General features: G+C 35.0%; 19 protein-coding genes and 2 pseudogenes. 14 read left to right on the forward strand and 7 right to left on the reverse strand.

Going from position 1 to position 25,579, the window contains the following annotated elements; genetic code table 11:
- Positions 1 to 59: 59 nt before the first annotated feature.
- Positions 60 to 620: a Crp/Fnr family transcriptional regulator gene (locus QWZ06_RS11370; RefSeq protein WP_290298119.1), complete on the reverse strand. Its 561-nt coding sequence runs from the start codon at positions 618 to 620 to the stop codon at positions 60 to 62.
- Between the two features lie 11 nt (positions 621 to 631).
- Positions 632 to 1,591, reverse strand: coding sequence for a KpsF/GutQ family sugar-phosphate isomerase (locus tag QWZ06_RS11375; protein ID WP_290298121.1), 960 nt, complete (start codon positions 1,589 to 1,591; stop codon positions 632 to 634).
- A gap of 281 nt (positions 1,592 to 1,872) precedes the next feature.
- Here QWZ06_RS11375 and QWZ06_RS11380 point away from each other — a divergent pair.
- From QWZ06_RS11380 to QWZ06_RS11410, 8 genes and pseudogenes are all read left to right on the forward strand, one after another.
- Positions 1,873 to 3,503, forward strand: a pseudogene (locus tag QWZ06_RS11380) (RecQ family ATP-dependent DNA helicase); the annotation flags it as partial.
- A gap of 108 nt (positions 3,504 to 3,611) precedes the next feature.
- A complete protein-coding gene (locus QWZ06_RS27860; RefSeq protein WP_353960012.1) occupies positions 3,612 to 3,953 on the forward strand; it encodes a hypothetical protein in 342 nt (113 codons plus the stop codon).
- A 466-nt stretch (positions 3,954 to 4,419) separates the two neighbouring features.
- Positions 4,420 to 5,499 carry a glycosyltransferase gene (locus QWZ06_RS11385; RefSeq protein WP_290298123.1) on the forward strand — a complete coding sequence of 360 codons (1,080 nt, stop codon included), beginning with the start codon at positions 4,420 to 4,422 and terminating at the stop codon, positions 5,497 to 5,499.
- A gap of 60 nt (positions 5,500 to 5,559) precedes the next feature.
- A complete protein-coding gene (locus QWZ06_RS11390) occupies positions 5,560 to 6,693 on the forward strand; it encodes a helix-turn-helix domain-containing protein (protein WP_290298125.1) in 1,134 nt (377 codons plus the stop codon).
- A 57-nt stretch (positions 6,694 to 6,750) separates the two neighbouring features.
- Complete coding sequence (locus QWZ06_RS11395) at positions 6,751 to 7,404, forward strand: DUF2306 domain-containing protein (RefSeq protein ID WP_290298127.1); 654 nt, start codon at positions 6,751 to 6,753, stop codon at positions 7,402 to 7,404.
- A gap of 54 nt (positions 7,405 to 7,458) precedes the next feature.
- Positions 7,459 to 7,806, forward strand: a complete 348-nt coding sequence (locus tag QWZ06_RS11400; RefSeq protein WP_290298128.1) for a hypothetical protein — start codon at positions 7,459 to 7,461, stop codon at positions 7,804 to 7,806.
- A 127-nt stretch (positions 7,807 to 7,933) separates the two neighbouring features.
- Positions 7,934 to 9,337, forward strand: coding sequence for a dihydrolipoyl dehydrogenase (gene lpdA, locus QWZ06_RS11405; RefSeq protein WP_160137345.1), 1,404 nt, complete (start codon positions 7,934 to 7,936; stop codon positions 9,335 to 9,337).
- 523 nt (positions 9,338 to 9,860) lie between these two features.
- On the forward strand, positions 9,861 to 10,700 hold the full coding sequence (locus QWZ06_RS11410) for a proline and serine-rich protein 1 family protein (protein WP_290298130.1): 840 nt from the start codon (positions 9,861 to 9,863) through the stop codon (positions 10,698 to 10,700).
- A gap of 228 nt (positions 10,701 to 10,928) precedes the next feature.
- Here QWZ06_RS11410 and QWZ06_RS11415 read toward each other — a convergent pair whose 3' ends face one another.
- The gene (locus tag QWZ06_RS11415) at positions 10,929 to 11,375 is read right to left on the reverse strand and encodes a hypothetical protein (protein ID WP_290298131.1); all 447 of its coding nucleotides are present in this window, start codon (positions 11,373 to 11,375) and stop codon (positions 10,929 to 10,931) included.
- Between the two features lie 130 nt (positions 11,376 to 11,505).
- On the opposite strand from QWZ06_RS11415, the gene QWZ06_RS11420 reads away from it, so the two are divergent.
- Complete coding sequence (locus tag QWZ06_RS11420; protein ID WP_290298133.1) at positions 11,506 to 12,333, forward strand: CvfB family protein; 828 nt, start codon at positions 11,506 to 11,508, stop codon at positions 12,331 to 12,333.
- A 34-nt stretch (positions 12,334 to 12,367) separates the two neighbouring features.
- Here the strand turns inward: QWZ06_RS11420 and QWZ06_RS11425 are convergent, their stop codons facing one another.
- Positions 12,368 to 16,318, reverse strand: coding sequence for a DUF7948 domain-containing protein (locus tag QWZ06_RS11425; protein WP_449252260.1), 3,951 nt, complete (start codon positions 16,316 to 16,318; stop codon positions 12,368 to 12,370).
- Positions 16,319 to 16,581: 263 nt separating this feature from the next.
- Here QWZ06_RS11425 and QWZ06_RS11430 point away from each other — a divergent pair, with 263 nt between their 5' ends.
- The 5 genes and pseudogenes from QWZ06_RS11430 (at position 16,582) to QWZ06_RS11450 (ending at position 22,768) form a co-directional block, all read left to right on the forward strand.
- Positions 16,582 to 17,055 (forward strand): TetR/AcrR family transcriptional regulator, encoded by a 474-nt coding sequence (locus QWZ06_RS11430; RefSeq protein ID WP_290298135.1) that lies wholly within the window; start codon positions 16,582 to 16,584, stop codon positions 17,053 to 17,055.
- A gap of 87 nt (positions 17,056 to 17,142) precedes the next feature.
- Positions 17,143 to 18,126, forward strand: a complete 984-nt coding sequence (locus QWZ06_RS11435) for a TolC family protein (protein ID WP_290298136.1) — start codon at positions 17,143 to 17,145, stop codon at positions 18,124 to 18,126.
- A gap of 20 nt (positions 18,127 to 18,146) precedes the next feature.
- Positions 18,147 to 18,509, forward strand: coding sequence for a TolC family protein (locus tag QWZ06_RS11440; protein WP_290298137.1), 363 nt, complete (start codon positions 18,147 to 18,149; stop codon positions 18,507 to 18,509).
- Between the two features lie 6 nt (positions 18,510 to 18,515).
- The gene (locus QWZ06_RS11445; protein WP_290298138.1) at positions 18,516 to 19,577 is read left to right on the forward strand and encodes an efflux RND transporter periplasmic adaptor subunit; all 1,062 of its coding nucleotides are present in this window, start codon (positions 18,516 to 18,518) and stop codon (positions 19,575 to 19,577) included.
- Between the two features lie 7 nt (positions 19,578 to 19,584).
- Positions 19,585 to 22,768, forward strand: a pseudogene (locus QWZ06_RS11450) (efflux RND transporter permease subunit).
- A 333-nt stretch (positions 22,769 to 23,101) separates the two neighbouring features.
- On the opposite strand, the gene QWZ06_RS11455 reads toward QWZ06_RS11450, so the two are convergent.
- From QWZ06_RS11455 to QWZ06_RS11465, 3 genes are all read right to left on the reverse strand, one after another.
- Positions 23,102 to 23,548 carry a KTSC domain-containing protein gene (locus tag QWZ06_RS11455; RefSeq protein WP_290298139.1) on the reverse strand — a complete coding sequence of 149 codons (447 nt, stop codon included), beginning with the start codon at positions 23,546 to 23,548 and terminating at the stop codon, positions 23,102 to 23,104.
- Positions 23,549 to 23,701: 153 nt separating this feature from the next.
- On the reverse strand, positions 23,702 to 24,661 hold the full coding sequence (locus QWZ06_RS11460; RefSeq protein WP_290298141.1) for a hypothetical protein: 960 nt from the start codon (positions 24,659 to 24,661) through the stop codon (positions 23,702 to 23,704).
- 117 nt (positions 24,662 to 24,778) lie between these two features.
- Positions 24,779 to 25,546 carry a hypothetical protein gene (locus tag QWZ06_RS11465; RefSeq protein ID WP_290298142.1) on the reverse strand — a complete coding sequence of 256 codons (768 nt, stop codon included), beginning with the start codon at positions 25,544 to 25,546 and terminating at the stop codon, positions 24,779 to 24,781.
- Between the last annotated feature and the right edge of the window lie 33 nt (positions 25,547 to 25,579).

The raw sequence follows: 25,579 nt of genomic DNA on the forward strand, positions 1-25,579 counted from the left end.
AAAATGCTACAACAAGGATATACCTCAAAAAAAAGATGTGACACAGGTCACATCTTTTTTTAGTATAATCGGCTTAATGTTTCTCTAGATACTCCCAGATAGCTTGCAATAAGCTGTTTCGGAATGTGATCTATAAAACCGGGATATTGTTTTATAAAATCTTCATAGCGTTCCTTCGCAGATTTACTCATTAAAGAAAGTATTCTTTGCTGTAAGGCTACATATCCAAAATTAGATTTTACCCTGAAAAAATGTTCCATGGCCGGAACTTTTGTACAAAGGGTATTTAAGTCTTCATAGGAGATCACATGAACTTCTGAATCTTCAATACAATCAACTGCCAGTGATGAAGTTTCTTGCTTGAAAAATCCTGCAAAATCTGAAATCCACCAGTTAGAAGCAGCGAATTGAAGAATATGCTCTTTTCCTGTATTATCTATGAAACTACTTTTAAGAATACCTTTTTCTATAAGGAATATTTCATGTACCAGCTGATGTTCCTGTATCAGAAACTGTCTTTTCCGGAATCTTTTTTTTACAAAAAAACTTTGAATCATGTCAAACTCATCATCTGTGAGGCTGACAATTTTCTGAATATGTTCTTTTAAAAAATGACTCATCTTAGTCAAGATTAGTTGATTCCTTCATCAAGCAATTTATGCAGATCAATGATTCCGAAATATTTTCCGTTCTCAGTAACGACCAGCTGACCAATATTATTGCCTTTTAAAATTTTCATTGCTTCTTTGGCAAGGGCATCTTTTTCGATGGTTCTTGGATTTGCAGACATAATATCTTTTGCCATAACCTTAGTGATATCTTCTCCTTTCATCAGCATTCTTCTTAAATCACCATCGGTAATCACTCCAATGATCTGATCTTCAGTTGTAACCACAGTGATTCCGTGGCTTGATGCACTGATAGAAATGATAACATCTCTGATGGGGGCATCTTCAGAAACCTGAGGTTTTTGTGAAGAAAGGAACTGTTCCACTTTGGAAGTAAGGTTTTTTCCTAAACTTCCTCCAGGGTGAAATTTGGCGAAATCATTCGCTTTGAAGTCGTTGAGTTCCATTAAAGCAACTGCCAAGGCATCTCCTAATGCCATTTGAATAGTGGTAGAACTTGTAGGAGCTAGTTTATTAGGGCAAGCCTCTACATCAACATGAGTGTCCAAAATAATTTCTGAAAACTCAGCCAGTTTACTGCTCTTATTTCCTGTCATTCCAATTAAAGCAGAAGAATAATCCTTTAAATAAGGAACAAGGTTGGTAATTTCAGGAGAATTCCCGGAATTAGAAATACAAAGCACTACATCCTGTTTTTGGATCACTCCAAGGTCACCATGAATAGCTTCTGAAGCATGTAAAAATTGTGATGGTGTTCCTGTAGAATTTAGAGTAGCCACAATTTTATTCCCCACATGAGCTGATTTTCCAATTCCTACTACAATTAATTTGCCTTTTGCAGAGTGAATAATCTCTACAGCCTGGGCAAATTGGTCGTCAATCCTGTTTTTTAGCTTTTCTAATTCTGAAATTTCAATTTCTAAGGTACTTTTAGCAATTGATATAATGCTGGTTCTATCCATTTTATGATAATAAGGTATACAAAAAAGTTTTCAAAAAACGTTATATTTTAAAAACAATATTTAATATAAATTTTATTTTTTATAAATTCGTTCGCTTTTATTTTAAGCAGAATTTTTATAACTTTGGGTGAGATGCAAATTTAGCAATAGAAAATTAGATGAGCGCAAAAAAAGCCAATTTATCAGGCGAATTGAAAAAGTATTTTGGGTTTTCTACATTTAAGGGACAACAAGAACTGATTATAGAAAACCTATTGAATGGGAAGGATATATTTGTTTTGATGCCTACAGGTGGTGGTAAATCATTATGTTATCAGCTTCCGGCACTTATTTCGGAGGGAACAGCAATTGTTGTTTCACCTTTAATAGCGTTAATGAAGAATCAGGTGGATGCCGTAAATGGGCTGTCATCTGAGGATGGGGTAGCGCATGTATTAAATTCATCATTAAACAAGACACAAACAAACAGGTCTTTGACGATATTAAAAGCGGGAAGACCAAGCTTTTGTATGTAGCTCCTGAATCATTGATAAAAGATGATTATCTGGACTTTTTAAAAGAAGTTAAGATTTCTTTCTTTGCTATTGATGAGGCACACTGTATTTCAGAGTGGGGACATGATTTCAGACCGGAATACAGAAACCTTAAACAGATTATTGACAAAATCGCTAGTGTACCAGTAATTGCCCTTACGGCTACTGCTACACCGAAGGTTCAGGATGATATTCAGAAAACACTGGGAATGACCAATGCTTTGGTCTTTAAGGAGAGTTTCAACCGTCCGAATTTATATTATGAGGTAACTCCTAAAATTAATATAGATAAAGAGATCGTTAGATTTATCAACCAGCATAAAGGAAAATCAGGAATTGTTTATTGTCTGAGCAGAAGAAAAGTGGAGGAATTTGCCCAACTTCTGCAAGTCAACGGAATTAATGCCCTTCCTTATCATGCAGGTCTTGATCAAAAGGTGCGAGTAGCCAATCAGGATAAATTCCTGATGGAAGAGGTGGATGTTATTGTAGCCACCATTGCTTTCGGGATGGGAATTGATAAACCGGATGTCCGTTTTGTAATTCACTACGACTTTCCGAAATCATTGGAAAGTTATTACCAGGAAACAGGAAGAGCGGGAAGAGATGGTGGTGAAGGCCATTGTCTGGCTTTCTATGATCCTAAGGATATTGAAAAACTTGAAAAATTTCTGGCTCAAAAGCCCGTATCCGAAAGAGAAATAGGATTACAACTCTTAAACGAAGTGGTAGGGTATGCCGAAACTTCAATGAGCAGAAGACAATATATTCTTTACTATTTTGGAGAAAGCTTTGATCCTGTGAAGGGAGATGGCGCACAAATGTGTGATAATTCATCTAATCCTCCAAAACTAAAGGATGCTACAGCAGATTTAACGAAAGTTCTTGAATTGATTAGCGGTACAGGAGAAAAGTTTAAATCAAAAGATCTTATTTCCGTTATTGTAGGAAAAGAAACCGCTGTTACCAAGTCTTATAAACTGGAACAGAATTCTTATTTTGGTTTTGGAAAGGAAGAAAAAGACAATTATTGGAAGACGATTCTAAGGCAGGCCACAGTTCAGAATTTCATGCAGAAAGATATTGAAACGTATGGTGTTTTAAAGATTGCAGAAAAAGGAAGAGACGTATTAAGTGGTAAATCTAAAGATGTTTTCCTTATTGCTGAAGACAGAGAATTTGATCTTACACAAGCTAAAGCAGAAAGTGATCAGCTGCAGCAGCAAGCCGGAGGAGGGTTAGATCAAAAACTATTTACCCTATTAAAGGAACTAAGGAAAAAAGTAGCCAAAAAACACGGAATTCCGCCTTATACGGTATTTATGGATCCGAGTTTGGAAGATATGACGGTTCAGTATCCGATTACGATAGATGAAATCAACAAAATTTATGGGGTAGGAGAAGGAAAAGCCAAGAAATATGGTAAAGAATTCGCTGATTATATCAAAACATATGTTGAAGACAACAATATAGAACGTACTCAGGATATGGTATTGAAACAGGTGGCCAATAAATCGAGTCACAAAGTTTTCATTATCCAAAGTACGGATAAAAAGATCGATCTTGAAGATATTGCAAGAGCCAAGAATCTTTCTATGGATGAACTTCTGAAAGAAATGGAAAGAATTGTTTATCAGGGAACCAAATTAAACATCGATTATTATATTGAAGATAATTTTGATGAAGATATCGTAGATGGTTTCATGGAATTCATGAACGAATCTGAAAGTGACAGTATGAAGATTTTATTGGATGAATTTGGAGATGAATTGTCTGATGAAGAGGTAAGAATGCTGAGAATTAAATTCATCAGTGATGTTGCCAACTAAGGAATGAAATATGAAAAAATATCAAAAGCTCTTCAATTGAAGAGCTTTTTTTGTGGTATTTTAGAAAATGTTAATAGCTTATTTAGCATGATAAATTTGGATAATTTTTTAGCTACTAATACACGATTGTTTTATTGATAATGCTTTCTTTTATCTCGTTCTGAAATCCTACATATAGATATTATACTATTCCATAGCGTATGTGGTTCGAAATTCTTTAAACTGCATAGGCTATTAACAAATAAGATGATTAATGACAATTAATAAAAGGTAAAAGTATATTTTAATAATACACAATTTTATCGAAGATAAAATCTTGGCGTCTTATAGCAGCAGATATTAAAAACAAATTGCGCCTTTGCGAATTCCAACAAACACCTATTTAAAAGTGGAGATTACTTTGCTTTCCTGGCAATGGTAAAAGGAATATTTGACTTGTAATTAAACTTTTTAGTAACTTTAACTGATGAAAAAAATATCTGTCATATTTATTCTGCCGGACTTAGAAACCGGAGGTGCAGAAAGAATAGTTACCACCATTGCAAATCATCTTTCCAGGGATCGTTTTGAGCCTAAGATTTTGCTGTTGCGTAAACAAGGCGGATATCTTGATTTTCTGAAAAAAGATGTTGAAATCATCGATATCAATACAGACAGAATCAGACATTCTTTAAAACCTATTTTAGGCGAAATCTACAGACGAAAACCTGATATTGTATTCTCAGGTTTTGGAGAAGTGAATGCTTATTTGTCGTTATTTATCAAGCTTTTTCCAAGAACGAAGTTTATTGCCAGAGAAACGAATGTAGTAACTCAGCATGTTACCAGAAAAGAAATTAAATTTTTCTATAATTTTTACAATAACTATCAGAAAATCATTGCTCAGAGTGATGATATGATGACGGATTTGGTAGATAATTTTAATATTAAAAAGAAAAAAATTGTTAAGATTAATAATCCTGTGGACTTTGATTTTATTGATGAAAAATTAAGAACATCGCTAAAACCTGATGGATTTAAATATAACTATAAAAATGTAGTAGCCATAGGCAATTTATCAGCCAGAAAAGGATTTGATAACCTGTTGAAGGTTTTTTCAAGGCTCAAAAATGAAAATATTATGCTTCATATCCTGGGAGATGGAAAAGATAGGGATGTGTTGCTTCAGATGAAAGAATTTTTAGGGTTGAAAAATGTTATTTTCCATGGCAGACAAGAGAATCCTTATCAGTTTTTAAAATATGCAGATCTCTTTATTTTGTCTTCAAGATATGAAGGTTTTCCCAATGTACTTCTCGAAGCAGGGGCTTGTGGTACCTATTCTTTAGCGAACAATTGCCCGGGAGGAATCAATGAGATCATTCAGCACAACGTGAATGGCGAAATTGCCAATATTGAAAACTATGAAGATTTCGCTCAGCAAATCATCAAAGTGACGCATGGAAATTACAATCGCGATGCCATCAAAAACTCTATTAAATCCAGATTTTCAAAAAATATTATACTGAGTAAGTATGAGCAGGTGCTTTTGGATCTGATCAAATAATATGGATAGATTTAATAAACTGCTCAATAAACTAAAATATTTCAAAATGACTCCCTAATCATGATATTGGAAAGCCTTTCTTTTTCAGGAATCATTGTTGCATTGATGTGCATTGCTTTGTTGCTTTCCAAGAAGAAAAAGGTTTCTTCGGATTATTACCTTATGGTTTGGTTGCTGATTGGTGCAGCTAATCTTTTATACTATCTATTTCCAACTGTACTTCCTGAAATAATTCAGCCCTTTGGTTTTGCAATTCCGGTATTGAGTATGGGAATGCTTTATCTGTATGTTATTTCGATTACTTTTAATATTCAGTTTAACTTAGTGAATATAATTCGGCATTCTTTGTTTTTTATCTGTTACAGTTTATTTTTTATTGGAGTTTCACTCTTTTATAATCAGATCGGGTTCAAAAACAGTATTCCTTATTTTGTTGATGAGGAGCAAAATAGAGTGTTGGATCTGATGACTTTTCCAATGGCTGTAGTGCCCGTTGTATACATTGTTTTGTGTTTTCTGGCTTTAAAAAAATATCAGAAAATGCTTCCTGAATATTATTCAGCTCTTGAAAAAATTAACCTTAACTGGCTGAAGTATATAATCATTTCCTTGATTGTTCTTTTTATTGGAGTTTTCTGTATGATCGCTTTAGGAACACGAACAGATCTTATCCCTTTTGAAAAAATCTTTCAAATCGTTGCAGTAGTACAAAGCTGTTATTTACTGTGTATTGTATTTTTTAGCTTAAGACAGAGCATTGTGTTTCATCAGCAGGGAACGCTTGATGTGGATATGGTCATGAAGCAAGAAGAGAAAATTAATATTCAGAATAAAAGCAGTTCTGAAGGCCTTTCTCAAAAACTATTAGAGTTCATGGAAACAGAAAAGCCTTATCTTGATGAAGAACTGAGTTTGCATAAACTATCTTTATTAATGAAAGTTACTACGCACCAGCTTTCGCAAACCATCAATCAGGAAATCAATACCAATTTTTACAAATTCGTGAATACTTACAGAGTAGAAGAAGTCAAGAAAAAGCTGAAAGATCCGGCGTTTGAAAAATATTCAATCTTAGGAATCGCTTTTGAATCAGGTTTTAATTCAAAGTCTACTTTTAATAAGATATTTAAAGAAGAAACAGAGATGACACCATCTGAATTTAAGAAGTCCAAATCTATAAGAAAAGAGTCCTAACCGATCATTTAGGACGATTAGACTTGTGTTTTATGTGATTTTTGCCATCAAAAAACGATGGATAACTCTCTTCATTTAAGTAACATTATCATACATGTCATCAGCGGAACTCTTGCATTAATTGTCGGATTTCTGATCCTGTTAAAAAGAAAAGGAACTTCTCTGCATATTAAGCTCGGATACTTTTTTGTGTATTGTATGCTCGTTGTGGTAACGACGGGAGCTTTTGGAGTCATTGTATTCAAAAGAAACCTGTTTTTGTTATTGATTACTATTCTTGCAGCTTATAATACTTACTCAGGATTCAGAATTTTAAAAGAAAAATCAAATCGTTTTTACATAAAAGACCTTTTGGCGATGTTGGGAGCTTTAGCCACTGCTTTGATATTTATATATTATCTTAAATTCATTGGTTTTTATTGGAATCCTGCAGTCATCTATTCTGGAGTAGGTTATCTGCTTTTGGTGGTTTCTTATGATGTCTTTCGGTATTGTATTCCGATATCCCGATATGGTAATCTATGGCGTTATGAGCATTCCAGTAAAATGATAAGTGCAATGGGAGCTCTTTTATCAGCATTTGTGGGAACTCTTTTACCAGATTATAAACCTTATAGTCAGATTCTTCCTTCTTTGTTGATGACCATGCTGATGATTTTTTTTAATATTAAAATTTATTTCCGATTGAAAAGACAAGATATCAGACTGTAGGTCAATTCAGATTGAGGTGTTTTTTAGTATTTTTGCGTTTTAAATAAGAATACAATGAAAATGATTCCTAAAATAGGATGTGCTTGTGAAAAACCTGACCACAATTATACTGAATACAGAAGTTCCGAATTAGGGATAGATCATACAAACGGAAGACATGGAGAGGTCAGCATTCAACAATGCAAATTGTGCCAAAGAATATGGATTCATTATTTTGTTGAGTATGAGCATTATTCCAAATCAGGAAGATGGTACAAGGGCATTGTTTCGAAAAAAGATCGTTCACAGATAACTCCGGAAAATGCAGTGGAGTATCTTGAAAATGTTGAATGGTATGTGTATGGAGGTTCTTTTTTTGAGAGTACGGGAACTATAGGAAAAGGCAGCCTACAGCTAGATTGATAACCGCGTTAAGGTATTTAAAATTTTTTGATCTCAAAATTGATAAAACTCACTTTGGGGGTTGGTAATTTATATGTAAATTTGTGAGACTTAAGATAGATAATAATAAACAAATTCATAAAATAACATGAGTCAATTCGATGTTACCGTAATAGGTTCCGGTCCTGGTGGTTATGTAGCTGCGATCCGTGCAGCACAGTTAGGTTTCAAAACAGCAATTATTGAAAAATATTCAACTTTAGGCGGAACTTGTCTTAACGTTGGATGTATTCCGTCAAAAGCGCTTCTTGATAGCTCTGAGCATTTCGAAAATGCAAAACACAATTTTGCAAGCCATGGAATTATTATCAATGAACCACAAGCAGATATTGCAAGAATCATTGAGCGTAAAAACGAAGTTGTAGATCAAACGACTAAAGGGATCAACTTTTTGATGGACAAAAATAAGATCACTGTTTTTGAAGGATTAGGAAGTTTTGAATCTGCTACTCAGATCAAAATCACTAAGAATGACGGTTCTTCTGAAACCATTGAATCAAAATATACAATCATTGCAACAGGATCTAAACCATCATCTTTACCTTTTATTTCTCTTGATAAAGAGAGAGTAATTACTTCTACTGAGGCTTTAAACCTAAAGGAAATTCCTAAGCATTTAGTCGTAATCGGAGGTGGAGTAATCGGTCTTGAATTAGGATCTGTATACTTAAGACTAGGAGCTCAGGTAACTGTAGTAGAGTTCATGGATAAAATCATCCCTGGAATGGATGGAGCTTTAAGCAAGGAATTAACTAAAGTTCTTAAAAAGCAAGGAATGAAGTTTATGCTTTCTACAGCAGTTTCAGCAGTAGAAAGAAACGGAGATACTGTAAAAATCACCGCTAAAGATAAAAAAGGAGAAGAAGTAGTAGTAGAAGGAGATTACTGTTTAGTTTCTGTAGGAAGAAGACCTTACACAGATGGTCTTGGTCTTGAAAAAGCAGGAGTAGAACTTGACGAAAGAGGAAGAGTAAAAACAAACGATCACCTTCAGACGAATGTTGCTAACATTTACGCGATCGGAGACGTTATCAAAGGAGCTATGCTTGCTCACAAAGCTGAAGAAGAAGGAGTTCTTGTTGCTGAAATATTAGCTGGACAGAAACCCCACATCAACTATAACTTAATTCCTGGTGTTGTTTATACTTGGCCGGAAGTTGCAGGTGTTGGTAAAACTGAAGAGCAATTGAAAGAAGAAGGAGTAGCTTACAAAGTAGGTTCTTTCCCAATGAGAGCTTTAGGTAGAAGCCGTGCAAGTGGTGATACTGATGGTCTTGTGAAGATTATTGCAGACGAAAAAACAGATGAGATCTTAGGAATGCACATCATTGGAGCAAGAGCTGCTGACCTTATTGCAGAAGGAGTTATTGCAATGGAATTCCGTGCAAGTGCTGAAGATATTGCAAGAAGTTCTCACGCTCACCCAACGTATGCAGAAGCGATCAAAGAAGCGGCATTGGATGCTACAGCGAAAAGATCGATCCACATGTAATATTTGATTAAGAAGTTAATCATTTAAATAAATAGTAAAAGAGGAGCAATGGCTCCTCTTTTTTGTATTATATAGTAAGGTTTGGTCATTGCGGACAAAGCGAAGCAATCCCAATATTGTAAGTGTGTTGGAAATCGCAAAGTCGCAAATTTTTTTTGAAAAGTTTTTGTTTTTAAGGCGCGAGGATTTTATCTCCGATAAAATTGTATACTGCTAAAACAAGCTTTTAATGAGCATGAATTCACAGATAATCTTATATAATTAAAATGAAAATAGGATATTGTAATAGGAAAATGACTTTTTCTTGCTGGGAATCTTAGATTCTCTTGCGCCTTAAAAACAGTATATTATTTAAATTTTTTGCGTCTTAGTGTTTTCCAACAATTTTAATTCATTGAATATCTAAGAGCATACTTTTAAATATGAGTGCATTAAGAATTTATCCATACAATAAATGAAAGCTAATGCTTAGAATTTCAATTTTTTTGGCATAAAAATGGAGATTGCTTTTGAAAAATTAAATATGAAGAAAATTTTTATCAGCTTAATGCTTTTGATTGGAGCGAGCTCTTTTGCTCAGGAGGCAGGAAAAGTAGGTGAATTGCTGAAAAATGAAGCCTCAGTCTCAGAAATGAAGTCTCCCCAATTGAATACAAAAAATAAAACCTTTGATCGTAATCCGGGTAATCAGAATGATAGATTTAACAATCCCAATTATCAATGGAACAGAAACTACGGATATGCTGAGGTATTTTTAAGAATCCCTGAACAGGGCTTTTTTACCGTTGAAGTCGGAGATCAGACGATCGCGAATGGCTCTGGAAAATATCGTTTTTTTGACCTTCAATCCGGAAGAATGCCAATATCAATTTATGAAAATGGATTTTTAATCTATAGAAGCTCTCTAATGCTTCGCAATAACAGCAGGATGGTATTAGACTTTTTTACCCATGAAGGTTTATATTTACTGGATTCATATCCTGTACAAGGACAATATGGATTTAATGACTGGAATGATCTGTGGAATAATCCTTATGGAAATCAATCAGGAAATTGGAATAAGCAGGGAAATATAATGGATAATACTACTTTCCGGCAATTTTATGAAATGTTGCAGAGAAACGAAAAATTTGATGATGGAAAAGTTGCCATGATTAATCAACAGATGAGAAATTCAATGTTTACTGCTATACAGATAAGAGATCTGGTAAAATCCTTAAGCTTTGATAAAAATAAAATAGCCATGGCCAAATCAATGTATCGTAACTGTGTGGACAAAAACAAATATTTCGTGGTGTATGATGCTCTTGATTTTGAAAATAGTAAGCGGGAGGTGATGGATTTTATATCGAAATCTGAATAGAATACCACTAAAAATCTGCGAAATTTTTTTCGCTACGAATGCACTAATAATATATCATACCAGGTAAAAAAATATGTTTCTATGTTGTAATTTTTTTAATTCAACATAGAAACATAGGAAATTGGGAGAGATTATTATTTAATTATTCGTTAAAATTTGTGTATTCGTGGCGAAAATCATCCCTGAAGTTTTTAATTTATTTGTTCTTTTCCGGGATTGCTTTAGAAATCACATGACTTTTATATTGTCATAAAAATCGGATCCTTTCGGTGCAATATTGAATTGTATTCCAAAGGTGATTCCTTTAAAATATTTTTCACTCTGAATAGGAAATGCATAGCCGGCATTGAGAAACAGAAGATTGAATACCGAAATCCCTATTCTGGGCTCCAATGAATACTGATTCCCGGAAACCCCAAACATCAGCCCGTTATTAGCAAAGTTGATATTAACCTCCGGAATGAACTTATCTGTTCCGTTGATGCGGGTGTAAAGAACGGAAGGGCCAAGAACGACAGATTGGTACTTGGATTTTCCGAGTCTGAATTCCAGACCGGCTTGTAAAACATTTCTACCCGTATAGCGATAAGCGAGATTAAGGGCTGTTCGATCCAGTATTTGAGCATTGGCAGTCATGAGAAAGAGAAGAAGTGATGTTGCAAAATATTTTTTCATGATTTCTGTTTTTTTATTATTCAAATGTATAGGTTTTAAAGCCAGTTTGAAAGATAAAATGATTCTTAAAAGTATTCACTAGGTTAAAACCTTCAAATTTCCGTACCTTTGTGAGCTAATTTTATCATCAATGCAACTCGGAAAAACCCAAAACTTACAAATTTCAGAAAAAAATAATTCAGGATGGATCTTAATAGATGAAGAATCCGGTGAAAAAGCTTTTCTTCCTAAAATCTTCATTCGTGAGGATCAGGAAGTGGGTGAGTATGTTGAGGTTTTTGTGTACCAAGATGATGATAAATTGAAAGCTACCACTGAAATTCCTTTAGCTGAAGTAGGTGAGTTTGCCGTAATGAGCTGTGTACAAAGTCTTCCAAGTGGGGCTTTTATGGATTGGGGAATCATCAAAGACCTATTTATCCCTTACAAGCAGCAAAAAACAAAGATTATTGAAGGGAAAAGATATCTTGTCTACATTTATGTTGATGAAGATATGGAGCTGATTACAGGAACAACAAAGTTCAAAAGAAATCCTCAATATCAGGATTTGCCTTTCCAGAAAGGAGATAAGGTAGATTTGATTATGATGAACGAAAGTGAATTGGGATGGAATGTTATCATCAATAAAAAATATATTGGACTGATTTATACTTCTGATGTATTTAAAAAATTATATCCTTTATCAGAAGAATCTGGTTTTATCAAAGAAATTCGCGAAGATGGAAAAATTGATATATCCTTACAGCCTGTAGGGTTTGAAAACATTGATGAGTTCAAACAAAAGATTTTGGACAAGTTAGAAGAAAACTACGGACTTCTCTATGTCTCAGATAAATCGACTCCTGAAGAGATTAAGGATGAGCTTCAGATGAGTAAAAAGAACTTTAAGAAAGCGATCGGAGGACTTTATAAAGATAAAATTATCGATATTTCCGATGATAAGATCAAATTACTATAAAACAAAAAAGAGCAGAATTTTCTGCTCTTTTTTATTACTCTCTGTTTTTAACTAATAGCCAGCCACTATAATTCCTACCGTCGGAAACTTTTATGGTATACCAATAACTTCCTGTAGCTATTGGTTGTGAGTCATATTTCCCGTTCCATTGGAAAGGTGCCTTTTTAATTATTTCTTTATAGAGAAGAATTCCCTTTCTGTCATACAGGTAAACTTCAGTTCCGGGATAATTTTCCAACCCTACTATTTTCCAGGTGTCATTTATGCCGTCACCATTGGGGGTAATCGTATTAGGAATATTGAAAATTGAAAAGTTTTTCTTTCCGATCACACACCCGGATTTTGTTTTTACATACACTGTATATTCTCCCAGTTTTAAATTGGTGAAAATATTAGAGTTCTGCCAGATGATATTGTCAAGAGAATACTCATAATTACCTGTTTCAGAAAGAATAACAGTAGCCGTATTATTGGTAATGTTTACAGAGGTAATGTAGGCTAAAACAGTATAGCTAACTTGGGAGAAACTGGTATTTTCACATCCCGAACTGTTAGTTACTTTTACAGAATAAGTTCCTGGTAAAGAAACCGTAATTGTCTGTGTGGTAGCACCGGTACTCCATAAATATGATTTAAATCCTGCTCCTGCATCCAATACAGCCGATTTACCTTCACAGAAATCCAGTTTTTCAGGAAGCGTAACCAAAGGTTTGGGATTTATTGTTAAATTCAATCTTACAATCGTAAAGCATCCCTCAACAGTAGCTACTCTTACATAAATAAGTGTTGAACCAATACTTAAAACGTAAGCAGATGGATTGGCAATCACATTTCCACTGGCATCAGTATAGGAGAAAATATAGGCACTAGGATTATTGATGATATTGGCTTCATAAGCATGAAGATTAATAGTCATTGTATTTCCTGTATTGTCATTACACATCACTTGTGCATAACCTTTAGCAGGGATGTTATCTGAGGATAAAGTCACTGAGATAGCAAGTTTTTCAGATTCACAGTTGTTTAATGTTTGCGTTACATAATAGGTTTGACCATGTATAAGAGGTGTTGTTATAGATAAAACATTTCCAGCAGCGTCATAGAACTTCAATGAAGTCCCTGTTACAATGAGTTTCTCTAATGTTGGATTTGCTGTAGTACAGAAATCCTGATTGATATTACCTGTTGGTTTAGGCGTATTGTTTACAGTAACCTGAATCATGATTTTATTACTTTCACATCCGTTTATCGTTTGGGATGCATAATAAGTCTGTCCATTGACAAGAGGTGTACTTACAGGTAGATTTCCTCCTGAATTATTATACCATTTTATACTCTGTCCGGAGATCTGGAGATCTGAAATTGTTGGATTGTTGGTTGCACAAAAGGTTTGCTGTATGCTTGTCGTCGTTGGAACTTGAGGAGAAGTTATAATAACATTTTGATTTTGATTTGTTGTGTTACCATTTCCGTCATTATAAGCCCAGTGGATGATATAATTTCCGGGAATTGAATAGGATAAAGGATCCATTGTCGTGGCTGTAATCGTTCCTGCACAGTTGTCTGTTGCGGTTGGGAAATTGGTAATGTTTGTGTGGCAATCACCGGTGATGTCAGCTAAGTTGGCAACATTAGGAACCGGAGCTATTTGATCACCTACTACAACATTTACTGAGAAATTACCATCACAAACTCCAGACCCGGAAACCTGGCAAGTATAAGTTCCTGAATGAGCTATTGTTGCATTAGTAATAGTCGGGTTTTGGAGATTGGAGGTAAAACCATTTGGGCCACTCCAATTATAGGTTGTTCCTCCGGTAGCATTCAGTTGAATTGTATTATTAGGACATACCGGAGAATTAGAAGACACTACAGCGCTGGAAGTGCAGTCTTGAAATTTAGCGATGAAAATATCATTACCTCCGCCCTGATTCTGTTGAAATGTACCTGGTGTCGCAATACCTGTTGAATTGCCACTTGACATACCGGTTAAATAGATAGCACCTTCTGCATCTTTTGTAACCACACCTAGCTGTGTAGCACCATTTCCCGTATAATAAGTTCCCCATTCCTTTACATCATTCTGATTGTATTTAATCATGAATGTAGAGTTATACATAGCAGGTACTCCCATATATGCTCCGGGAGTAGATATATCTGGCAGCATACTGTCATGCAGTCCGGTGAAAAAAATATTTCCTAAAACATCACAATAAGCTGATATTTGTAATCCTGAGTTAAAATTATAATAGGTTTTGGTAATTGTATTATTGGTTAAGTTTACTCTCCATACCCCAGGTTTTCTAATCGCTCCTCCGGAAGGATTGGGTAATATATATTCTCCTGGAAGGATCAAAGTATTGTTAATAATTCTTGCATCCCAAACGTTTTCCCATAGCGCTTCTCCAAAATAACTTGACCGCAAGAGATTTCCAGTCTTAGAAAATTGTAGATATAATCCATCAGACTGTCCTGCATTAGTCGCCTGAAAAGGATTTATCATTGGGATTAGCTGTGACTGTGTTGCTCCGATAATTTCCAGATTGTTTGCAGATGAAAATATATAATAAATTCCGGTTGAGTGATCTGATCCACCAAAAAATGAAGACCATAGTATATTTCCAGATAATGCATCTAAAGAAGTTAAATATCCGTCACTATATCCAGGAGGACTTTTTTTTGTAAGGTTAGGAGTATTGATTGCTGGAAAATTGGAGCTCATGGTACTTCCGCCAAAAAATACTTGTCCACTGTTATAAGAAACAGTGTACATTTCTTCCGTCTGGCTGGTTATAAATTCTTTTTGATAAATCAATCCTCCATTTGAATTAAACTTAATAAGGGCAACATCCATATTCCCAGGTGATTTCGTTATTTCACATCCGGTATAAATATTGAAGCTTTCATCAAAATCTAGAACTTCAAAGGAATCTCTTTGAAAAGTTCCATAATAAGTCCCCCAAAGCCTTTGTCCATTTTTTGCTATTTTTAATAAAAAAGCATCAAAATTTCCCATAACCATTTGCTGGTAGGTTCCTGAGGTTGCAAAATTTGTAGAACTGTTAGTAGATCCGAAGAGATAACCGGTACTTTGACTGTCTGTTTTCATTCTTCCATATTCTTCTCCAGGCCCTCCTGCATAGCTTCCCCATATCCTTGTTGGTACAGGATCAATGACAATTGTTTTGTCAGAAGTATTTAAAGGCGCATTGAATCCAAAAGTTTGATTTCCAAGATCGGTAAAAGAAACGTCAATGTTCTTCTTAGTATTACCCGCAATCCAGCTGTTAGGAATATTTTCATAGACTTCCCCAAAACGTACATTCATAGTGAGTCTTCCATCTTTGATCTGGGTGGGTGCACCATTGAATTTCATTTGTATATCTGAAATTTTTCCACCCGGATTGATGATGAAATTATATTCTACAGGTTTTAAGGTATCTGTAGGTTTAAAAAATACTAAATCTATATTGGGATATATATTCCTGTATCTTATTTTTTGATATTGATAAACATGAGTGATGCCTTTTGAATGAGTAGGCAGATTATAATAATTACTATAATCAGGAGATCTTCCCTCCGCAGTAATAATTGCTTTTTTATTAGAATTTACAAATTCAATATCTATTCTGTGGATGAGCTTTTCATAAACAAATTCATCAGTATTGTATTTTTTAGGTGTAGGAAGAGAAGCTTCAGTTCTTTTTTGGAAATTAGGATTAGAAGTTTTTTTTAGTTCGTAAATGTCATAAGAAAAACCATCTTTCTTCAATTGAACATTCAATCCTTTGGAATGAAAAAGATATCGAACATCTTTATTCTCTTTTCCATCCTGATCAATGATCTGGCCTTTATTTTCATAGAAATGATAAGAATTGTTTTCAGAGCTTTTTGTTTGTGAAAATAGAAGTACCCACTCAAAAGAGAGAACAATAATAAAATTTTTCGCATCAGTTATTAATTTTTGCGGTAAAGATATAAAAATACCATTCCCATTAAATACTGAGTAACCGAAACTTTATTTCAAAGACATGATGCATGTCATAACAATTCTGTTTAATTTTTTTGTTTAACAATTTTTTCAAAAATAAAATTTGATATAAATTTGCACAAATTTGTTTAACAAAAATGTCAAATCAAGCAAAAAAAGACCAAACACAGGAATTGATCAAGGAGACAGCGAAGAAATTATTCTTTGTGAAAGGAAAATTTGATGCTACTACGCAGGAGATTGCCGATTAAGCAGGAGTGAATAGAACACTTATTAATTATTATTTCCGGTCAAGAGACAAACTGATTCAGATCATCTTTGATGAAGCTCAGAAAGTAGAGCAGGAGAAGTCAAAGATTATTCAGAATTCGGAGCTTCCCTTTAAAGAGAAGATCAGACAGTTTATAGAAAGCAGCCTTTCTACGAGCCTTCAATATCCTTATCTGGAAACTTATATCGTTTCACAGATCAATAAAGGAACCTGCCATCAGAGGGAAATTGAAGAAGATATCTTAGAGAAATTATATGAAGATATTGAAAAAGAAATGGAATTGGGAAATATTGAAAAGATGGCTCCCGTTCAGTTTATCCTGAATATGGTTTCCCTATTGGTTTTTCCAAGTGCCATAAGACCTTTATTCATGGAGAATCTGATGATCAGTGATGAGGAATATGATAAGATTATTTCAGAGAGAAAAGAAATCATTATCAATATGTTATTTAAAAATTAAAAAAATCTAAAGTATTTCTTAAAATGATTCGTCAGTTAGAAATAAATACAAGGACAAAAATTAAAAAAATAAACGAAGTATAAAATTATGAAAAGAAAACGTATAACTGCTAATAAGCTAAAGATTGGGATAGCTGCAGCATTTATGATTTTCGGTTTTTCATCGGTGTCTGCACAGCAGCAGGTTTCTCTGCAAGAAGCAATAAAACAGGCACTTCAGAATAAGGCTGAAGCTAAAAAAGCAGCTTTACAGGTTAAAAAAGCCGAATATAAGATTGATGAGGCCAGAGCCGGAGCCTTGCCTCAGATAAGTGCGACTATCAATAATACGTACAATCCTATTTTGCAAAAAACGGTTCTTCCGGGAGAGATTGTAGGTAAACCAGGAGAGCTTATCCCTGTTGCTTTTGGAACAAAATGGCAATCTGTAAATGTGGTTACCCTTAATCAAAATATTTTTGATCAAAGAGTTTTTATTGGTCTTAAAGCGGCCAAATCAACACGTGAGTTCTATCTTTTGAATTCTGAACTCACGAATGAGCAGATCATTGAAAACGTTGCTACAGCATATTATCAGGTATTTGTTCAGGAAGAAAACCTGAAAACAATACAAGAAAGTTATGCCAATACAGAACGAGTAAGAAATGTAATCAAGAGTTTGGTGGATAACGGTTTGGCTAAACCCATAGATCTTGACAGAACAAATGTTCAGCTTACCAATATTGGTTCTAATAAGCAACAATTGATTAATGCAGTAGAGGTTTCAAAAAATTCATTGAAGTTTTATATGGGAGTTCCTATTGAGAGCTCTATCGAACTTGAAGAAAAAGAAATTATACCTAATCCTGAGCTATTGGCAACCAATGTGAATCTGGAAACCCGTTCAGAATTAAAAGTTTTAAATAAGCAAAAAGAACTTTTACAATACAGCAAAAAGGCAACTATAGCAAACTTATATCCTACAGTGGGACTTACTGCTAACTACGGATGGCAAGGGCTGGGAAATAAATTTCCTTATACAACAGGATCTAGTCAGGGAACAACTGGGGTGATTATGCTTCTGTTGGTTTAGCCATTAAGATTCCAATCTTTATGGGAGGAGCTACCAGGGCTCAAATCCAGCAGTCTGAAATTGATATCCAAGATCTGGATCAGGATATTCAGAGTAAAAAACTGAACTTGAGCCTAGATTATAAAAATGCTATTTCTAATATGGAAAATGCCATTATCAATATTCAAAGCATGAAAGATAATGTGGATCTAGCAGAAAAAGTACAAAAAAATACCCAGTCTAACTACCAGTATGGTTTAGCAACACTTACTGAAGTATTAGATACTGAGAATTCACTTACGCAGGCTAAACAAAACTATGCTAATGCATTGCTAGACTATAAACAGTCCGAGATCAAGGTAATTAAAGCAAAAGGAGAGTTAAACACATTACAAAACTTATAATAAACAATGAAAAAAACTTTAATATATATCATCGTAGCAGCTGTACTCGTAGGACTGGCAGCTTACAAGATTGCTGGTAACAAAGAAAAACAGACTCAGGAGGTAAAAGAAGTTGCCAAGCAGGTAGATAAAATCAATGTCAATATTGTAACAGTAGCAAGAGAAAACATCGATACAGATTATTCTGCGAATGGAACATTTCTTCCTAAACAGGAAATGAACCAGTCTTCAGAAATTTCAGGACGTATTGTGAGCGTTTTAGTAAAAGAAGGTTCAAGAGTAGGGGCAGGGCAGGTGCTGGCAACTATTAAAAGAGATGCTATCGAAGTAGATGTTACCCAAGCTCAGAATAACTTACAGAATGCTATTATTGACAACCAACGTTATGAAAATGCATACAAAACAGGCGGAGTTACAAAACAACAGCTTGATAACTCAAGACTGCAATTGAAAAATATGCAGGCTGCAGTGAAAGCTCAGGGAGTTAAAGTAAACGATACAAGCATCCGTGCGGGAATTAGTGGTACGGTTAACAAAAAAATGGTGGAACCGGGAACTGTAGTTTCTCCGGGAACTGCAATGTTTGAGATTGTTAATATCAACAGCTTAAAGCTTTCTGTTTTAGTAGACGAGAGCCAGGTTGGGAAGATCCAGTTAGGTCAGGAAGTTCCAATTAATGTTAACGTTTTACCTGAAGACTCTTTTGTGGGTAGGATTACATTTATTGCTCCTAAAAGTGATGCTTCTTTGAATTTCCCTGTTGAGATTGAAGTTCAGAACAGAGGAAACCTTAAGGCGGGGATGTATGCTACAGCCATGTTCAAAACAAATCACGGTGCAGAAACTCAAAATATGCTTACAGTTCCAGCTGAAGCGTTTGTAAACGGAGTAAGCTCAGGACAGCTATTTGTGGTTGAAAATGGTGTTGCTAAATTGATTAAAGTAACTGTTGGTAAAATTTACGGAGATAAAGTACAGGTATTAAGCGGACTGAACGGTGGAGAGCAAGTGGTAACCAGCGGACAGATCAACCTGGACAACGGATCTAAAGTAAACATTATAAAGTAATCGATCTATGAAGTTAGCAGAAATATCGATTAAAAGACCCTCGTTGGTAATTGTATTATTTACAATTCTGACGCTGGGAGGTATCCTGAGTTATACACTCATGGGATACGAATTGATTCCGAAATTTGAAACCAACATGGTAACCATTTCCACGGTGTATCCGGGAGCTTCACCCGCAGAGGTGGAGACCTCCGTCACCCGAAAGATTGAGGATGCCGTAGGTTCTTTGGAAAACGTAAAAAAAGTAGAATCTTCTTCATACGAAAGTTTATCCGTTATCATGGTTCAGCTGAACAATGGTGCAGATGTTGACTTTGCTTTGAATGATGCCCAGCGTAAGGTAAATGCTATTTTGGCTGATTTCCCTAAAGACGTAAAAGCACCATCTCTGAATAAATTCTCCTTGGATGATTTACCGATTATCACGATGAGTATTTCATCTGATAAATTGAACAGTAAGGATCTTTACGACTTATTAGATAAAAAGATTGAGCCGATTTTCTCCCGTGTAAACGGAGTAGCACAAGTAGATCTTGTAGGTGGACAGGAAAGAGAAATTCAGGTGAACCTTGATGAGAAAAATTGCAAGGATATGGTCTTTCAATAGGTGATGTACAACAAGCGATTCTTTCTTCAAATCTTGATTTCCCTACAGGAAGCTTAAAAACAAGAACTACAAAATCTACGATCAGACTATCCGGAAAATATAAGTCTACTGAGGAAATGAATAAGCTTGTGGTTTCCAACAAAAACGGAGCACAAGTACGTTTATCTGACGTTGCAACCGTTTTTGACTCTCAGAAAGATGTTGAGAAAGTAGCGCGATTCAATCAGTTCCCTACGATCTTAATGCAGGTTAAAAAGCAGTCTGATGCGAATGCGGTGGCTGTATCTGAAAGTGTTCAGAAAACCATTAAAACAGTAGAAGAAGCCTATAAAGTTCAGGGAATAAAAGTGAAAGTAGTAAATGATACTACAGACTTTACTCTGGAATCAGCTAACCACGTTATTTTCGATTTATTCTTAGCGATTATCCTCGTGGCTATTGTAATGTTATTATTCCTTCACAGTATCAGAAACGCATTTATTGTAATGGTTTCTATCCCGGCTTCATTGGTGGCAGCGTTCATCGGAATGAACTTGATGGGATATACTTTGAACCTAATGAGTTTACTAGGACTTTCCCTTGTGGTAGGTATCCTTGTGGATGATGCAATCGTAGTATTGGAAAACATTTACCGTCACATGGAGATGGGTAAAAGCAAGATCAGAGCAGCTTATGACGGAGCATCAGAAATTGGATTTACAGTAGCAGCGATTACGTTGGTAATTGTGGTGGTATTCTTACCGATTGCAATGAGTTCAGGTCTTGTAGCCAACATCCTGGCACAGTTCTGCGTCACGGTGGTTATTGCCACCTTATTATCATTGTTAGCGTCATTTACTATTATTCCTTGGTTGTCATCAAGATTTGGTAAACTGGAGCACCTGACAGGTAAAAACTGGTTCGAGAAATTTATCCTTTGGTTTGAAGGGTTAATTGACAAATTTACACACTGGATCACAGATATTCTTGAGTGGTGTCTAAAAACGACACTAAGAAGAATTGCTACGGTAGTGATTACATTCATTATCTTATTGTCTTCATTCTCGCTGGTCGCATTTGGTTTCATTGGAGGTGAATTCTTCCCGCCGATTGACCGTGGGCAGTTCTTAGTACAAATGGAGCTTTCAAAAGATGCAACGATTGAAAAAACCAATCAACTAACATTAGATGTAGAGAAGTTTTTAAGAAACGATAAAGATGTTGTAGACTTAATTACAACGGTAGGACAGCAATCAACAGGTTTTGGTGGTGCTCAGGCAACGACTTATCAATCTGAGGTTCAGGTAAACTTAACAGATAAGTCTGAACGTTCTGAAAGTACCAACATCAAAGCGGCGAAAGTAAAAAGAGCTTTAGAAGAGAAATTCACAGGAGTTGAATTCAAAACAGCGCCGATTGGTATCATGGGTGCGGAAAATGCTCCGATTGAAATGGTAGTAACGGCTCCGGATAATGAAACGGCTGTAAAAGAAGCAACAAGAATTCTTGAATTATTGAAAAAAGTTCCGGGAGCAGTGGATGCAGAATTATCTACAGACTCAGGTAACCCTGAAGTACAGGTATCTCTTGATAGAGATAAAATGTCTTCTTTAGGTTAAATCTTTCAAGTGTAGGACAGACAATGCAAACTGCATTTAACGGAAATACAGACGGGAAGTTCAAAGCGGGAGAATATGAATATGATATCAATATCCGTTTTGGAGATTTCAACAGACAATCTATTGATGATGTTAAAAATCTGATCTTTACAAACCCTCAAGGACAGCAGGTTCGTCTGAGCCAGTTTGCTGATGTTAAAATGGGGTCAGGGCCAAGTTTGCTTGAACGTAGAGATAAATCTCCTTCTGTAAAAGTAAGAGCAAAAGCAGTAGGTAGACCAGTTGGAGACGTTGCCAACGAATGGTCAGCTAAATTTATGAATGGTAAAAAACCAATCGGTGTAGATTATATCTGGAGTGGTGATATGGAAAACCAACAAGAAGGTTTCGGTACGTTAGGAATCGCTTTATTAGCAGCTATCGTATTGGTATACCTGGTAATGGTATCCTTATATGACAGTTTTGTATATCCTTTCGTAGTATTGTTCTCTATTCCGTTAGCAATGATCGGGGTAATGGTAATCCTTGCCTTAACCGCTAACTCATTGAACATCTTTACGATGCTGGGGATGATCATGTTGATTGGTCTTGTTGCGAAGAACGCGATTATGATCGTTGACTTTACGAATGCAAGAAAAGCAGCCGGAGCAACCACTCACGATGCATTGATTCAGGCTAACCACGCCCGTCTTCGTCCGATCCTGATGACAACCATCGCGATGATCTTCGGTATGTTACCGATCGCATTGGCAACAGGAGCAGGAGCAGAGATGAACAAAGGTCTTGCATGGGTAGTAATCGGTGGTTTGACATCATCTCTATTCCTTACCTTGATCATTGTACCGGTAGTATACTCTCTATTTGACTCTATTCTGAGAAGAATGGGTAAAGATACTAAAGTAGACTACGAAGCTGAAATGAAGGCAGAATATGAGCACAGAGAATTAAATGAAGACGGATTTACGCCTAAGCATTTAGACAAATAAAATATCATATACCTTTAATTAATCGAAAGCGCCTCAGATTTCTGAGGCGCTTTTTTTGTTTAGTCACGAATTCACGAATTTCTTATATTAAATGATATTATAGGATAAATAGCTTGTCATTTTTAAGATCTTAATTCTTTTAAATATTACTATTCTATGCCTCTGTGTGGTTCAAAATTATTAAAACAATATAGACATATATATTTCCTATATGAAAATAAAATTATTCGTGAATTCGTGGCCATTTAAAAATAAAATTATTTGCGTGCCCAAAGAATTAAAAAAGGCTTCCAGTATACACCGAAAGCCTTCATATATTGTAATTGAAAAAAATTAGTCTGCCATAGCCTCTCCAGCCTTTCTGAAGACAAAATTTCCATAGATATGTCTTCTTGCAAAACGGCTTGGAGAATCAGCATTCACCATTTTAATATAGGTATTTCTAGGAACACCCATATATTCATACGTTTTACCATTCAAATGAAGAACCGTTAAAATCGATTTTTCAAGATAAAAATCCTGAATATTAGATTGGGTAATCGTTTCTGTATATTCCTCTTTGTATTTTTCCTGAGTCTCAGGATTAATACTTACCAGGAAATGATAGGCTTCAATCACAGACTTGCTTCTTGCTTCTGCTTCCAGTTTTCCTGCTTCGTCATTGATAAATTTATCAGGATGTGTATCTTTCATCACATTTCTGTAAATTGTTTTTAACTCTTTTAAAGTTACATTTTTGTCAACTCCAAGAAGTGTTCTGTGCTCACCAATTCGTTTCATAATTTGAATTCTTATTTTCGGGGTGCAAAATTAAGGAAATTAATTGAAAAAATCGTAACTTATTCATTATTAATTTATTTTGTCAGTTTTTAATAATGATTGTAATGTTGTAGAAAGTTGATACACCGAATAAAAGGTTTAATATTAACGGAATTATTTTACATAATACGGAATCGCCTTTTTCTCAAAAATAAAATAGAAATCATTTTTTCTTCGGGCAAGATATCCTTGTTCAGAGATCCAGTCGTAGTCTTTAGAGGAGCTGCCATCTTTATAAAGTATGCTGTATTTTTCTCCTTTTTTGTAAACCCCGAGCTTAATCTCGGATGAATTGAAAAAATGATGGCATGCATTATCATTTTCTGTAATCAAATCTCCACCATTGTTAAAGTAATACCAGATATTCTCTTTTTTTAAAGGAACAATTCCAATATAGGTGCTTTTATTTTCTGCAAAAGTGATTGTAGATTCTTCATATTCAATAGGAACAAGGATTTTTCCATTCTTATGAACAATACCTATCTTTCCTTCTTTTAATACCATAAAATAATCTCTGTCTAACGCTTTTACTTCATCCACTTCAAGGCAGTTGGCATTGGCAATATATTTTCCTGCTTCATTTTTTGTAAAAGGGACTCTGAAATATACAGGATAAGCGCAGAAAGGTCTGTAAGGTTGTGAACATTCATTGACTATTTCAGTCGTGTGAAGTTCATAATTAATCTCAGTCATATTTCCTTCCTGAGCAGTAAAAAGCTTTACAGAACCTATACTACAGTCCACGGGATTACTCATCTGCTTATACTTTCCCCTTTCTAAAATGAAATCTCCGTTTCGGTTAATGGCATTATATGATTTTGTCTCAGAGTCATAAACCAAAGCTGATTTACCATAAAAAGGATAAGCTTCTTTAAATTCTTTATTAAAAGCAGGCTGCCCGGTCTTCTGATTAATATAAATAAATGCTTCCTTTTGGTAGGAGGGAAGTATACTATCCTTGGATGTTTCATAAGAGGTTTGCTCTACCAAAGAGATCATATTGAATGGAACTTCAATCTGAGCTTGTAAAGAGCTTGAAAAGAGTAGGGACAAATAATAGATTCCTTTTTTCATGATTATTAGTTATCCGATAAAAGTAAAAAATTTCAACAAGATATAAGATATTTACCAATAAAAAAACAGTACCCAAAATGAGTACTGCTATTATAATGTTGTAAAGATTTCCTGATATTAAGGTTCGTCACAATTTTTCTTCAATTTTGTAAAGATCTTGTCGAAATCCCTGTATATAGTTGCTTCTTCTTCATTACGTTTCTGTCTGAAGCTGCTGTTGGCACAATTGTGAAAACTAAGTCCGATCATGTCGATCAATGCATAATCTTCGCTTTGAGGATCATTCAGTTTGGCATTAAAACGGTTCATCACGCCTTGTGGATCAGCATTGTTCTTGCTTTTAAGTTCTGTATAGGCTTTCCATGAAGCAAACATTTTTTCCCGGTCAGGAGAAGATATGGCATCTATAGATTCTCTGCAGGTTTCGTAAAATTTACTGTTTTTAAGCGTAGTAGGATCCGAAAAAGCGATGATTTCTTCCTTATTCAGCTCGTATTCATTTTCAAAAGTTTGTATAGCATTTTCATACAGCTTTTTCCAAACGGGTAGATTGATGACCTTGAGATTATAAAGCTCCTCTTTTTTCTCCTGATATTGCTTTTCGAGGTTTTCCAGATGTAAATCTTTATTTTTACGGACGTCCTCAAGGCTGGAAAGTTTAAAAATAGGATTCGTATCAAAATGAACCCCATTGAACTTATATAAAAGTTTGTTAACACCATCTATTTCCTCTTTTTCATATTTGGAGGCATCAAAATATCCCTTGTTGTCACAATTGAATGTCTGATAGCTGTAAGGTGTCAGATTGTTGGTTTTTATCGGGGCTTTTTGTCCCCAAATACTAACAGATAAAGCCAGGGAGAGCCCGACTATCATTTTTTCCATGCGCATAGTTGTAGAAGAATCCGAATTTTCTAA

Origin of the sequence: Chryseobacterium tructae (genome assembly GCF_030409875.1) — a bacterium.
Lineage (GTDB): Bacteria > Bacteroidota > Bacteroidia > Flavobacteriales > Weeksellaceae > Chryseobacterium > Chryseobacterium tructae.

Bases quoted from the DNA above. Each gene is read 5' to 3' on its own strand.
- QWZ06_RS11465 (WP_290298142.1), bottom strand. From the start codon at position 25,546: ATGGAAAAAATGATAGTCGGGCTCTCCCTGGCTTTATCTGTTAGTATT.
- QWZ06_RS11375 (WP_290298121.1), bottom strand. From the start codon at position 1,591: ATGGATAGAACCAGCATTATATCAATTGCTAAAAGTACCTTAGAAATT.
- QWZ06_RS27860 (WP_353960012.1), top strand. From the start codon at position 3,612: ATGGTATTGAAACAGGTGGCCAATAAATCGAGTCACAAAGTTTTCATT.
- QWZ06_RS11460 (WP_290298141.1), bottom strand. From the start codon at position 24,661: ATGAAAAAAGGAATCTATTATTTGTCCCTACTCTTTTCAAGCTCTTTA.
- QWZ06_RS11440 (WP_290298137.1), top strand. From the start codon at position 18,147: ATGGGAGGAGCTACCAGGGCTCAAATCCAGCAGTCTGAAATTGATATC.
- QWZ06_RS11400 (WP_290298128.1), top strand. From the start codon at position 7,459: ATGAAAATGATTCCTAAAATAGGATGTGCTTGTGAAAAACCTGACCAC.
- QWZ06_RS11445 (WP_290298138.1), top strand. From the start codon at position 18,516: ATGAAAAAAACTTTAATATATATCATCGTAGCAGCTGTACTCGTAGGA.
- QWZ06_RS11370 (WP_290298119.1), bottom strand. From the start codon at position 620: ATGAGTCATTTTTTAAAAGAACATATTCAGAAAATTGTCAGCCTCACA.
- QWZ06_RS11455 (WP_290298139.1), bottom strand. From the start codon at position 23,548: ATGAAACGAATTGGTGAGCACAGAACACTTCTTGGAGTTGACAAAAAT.
- QWZ06_RS11415 (WP_290298131.1), bottom strand. From the start codon at position 11,375: ATGAAAAAATATTTTGCAACATCACTTCTTCTCTTTCTCATGACTGCC.
- QWZ06_RS11385 (WP_290298123.1), top strand. From the start codon at position 4,420: ATGAAAAAAATATCTGTCATATTTATTCTGCCGGACTTAGAAACCGGA.
- QWZ06_RS11395 (WP_290298127.1), top strand. From the start codon at position 6,751: ATGGATAACTCTCTTCATTTAAGTAACATTATCATACATGTCATCAGC.
- QWZ06_RS11420 (WP_290298133.1), top strand. From the start codon at position 11,506: ATGCAACTCGGAAAAACCCAAAACTTACAAATTTCAGAAAAAAATAAT.
- QWZ06_RS11435 (WP_290298136.1), top strand. From the start codon at position 17,143: ATGAAAAGAAAACGTATAACTGCTAATAAGCTAAAGATTGGGATAGCT.
- lpdA (WP_160137345.1), top strand. From the start codon at position 7,934: ATGAGTCAATTCGATGTTACCGTAATAGGTTCCGGTCCTGGTGGTTAT.
- QWZ06_RS11390 (WP_290298125.1), top strand. From the start codon at position 5,560: ATGATATTGGAAAGCCTTTCTTTTTCAGGAATCATTGTTGCATTGATG.
- QWZ06_RS11410 (WP_290298130.1), top strand. From the start codon at position 9,861: ATGAAGAAAATTTTTATCAGCTTAATGCTTTTGATTGGAGCGAGCTCT.